Raw genomic sequence first — 650 nt, forward strand, 5'->3', positions numbered from 1 at the left:
TGAGCTGCCCCCTTCTGAGTGGTCCATCGACTATGACAGTCTGGACCAAGGAAGGGACAACGAATGCCAGCGAAGAAGCACAAGCCGGAGGAGATCATCGGCAAGCTGCGTGAGGCGGAGATCATGCTGGGCCAGGGCGGCACGACTGCTGAGGCATGCCGGCGCATCGCAGTCAGCGAGCAGACGTATTACCGCTGGCGCAAGGAATATGGCGGCCTGAAGACGGATCAGGCGCGTCGGATGAAGGATCTGGAGAAGGAGAACGCCCGGCTGCGTCGTGCAATCTCGGATCTGACGCTCGACAAGCTGATCCTGCAGGAGGCAGCAAAGGGAAACTTCTGAGCCCCGCACGGCGCCGACGCTGCATCGACCAGGTCCAAGAGGTGCTGGCCGTGTCCGAACGGCGGGTATGCCGCGTGCTCGGCCAGCACCGGTCGACGCAGCGCAAAGTGCCGTGCGGGGCAGATGACGAGCAGGCGCTCACGGACGACATCGTTGCGCTGGCGAAGCAGTACGGGCGCTACGGATATCGTCGGGTGACCGCGCTGCTGCATGCGGCGGGCTGGTCGGTGAACCACAAGCGGGTCGAGCGGATTTGGCGGCGCGAGGGGCTGAAGGTGCCGCAGCGCCAACCGAAACGTGGCCGGCTG

General features: G+C 64.8%; 1 pseudogene. It reads left to right on the forward strand.

Annotation, left to right across the window (positions count from 1 at the left end):
* Nucleotides 1–63: 63 nt before the first annotated feature.
* Nucleotides 64–650 (forward strand): annotated as a pseudogene (locus COA17_RS18695) (IS3 family transposase); the annotation flags it as partial.

The sequence above is a fragment of the Sphingomonas ginsenosidimutans genome, from assembly GCF_002374835.1.
Taxonomy (GTDB): Bacteria; Pseudomonadota; Alphaproteobacteria; order Sphingomonadales; family Sphingomonadaceae; genus Sphingomonas; species Sphingomonas ginsenosidimutans.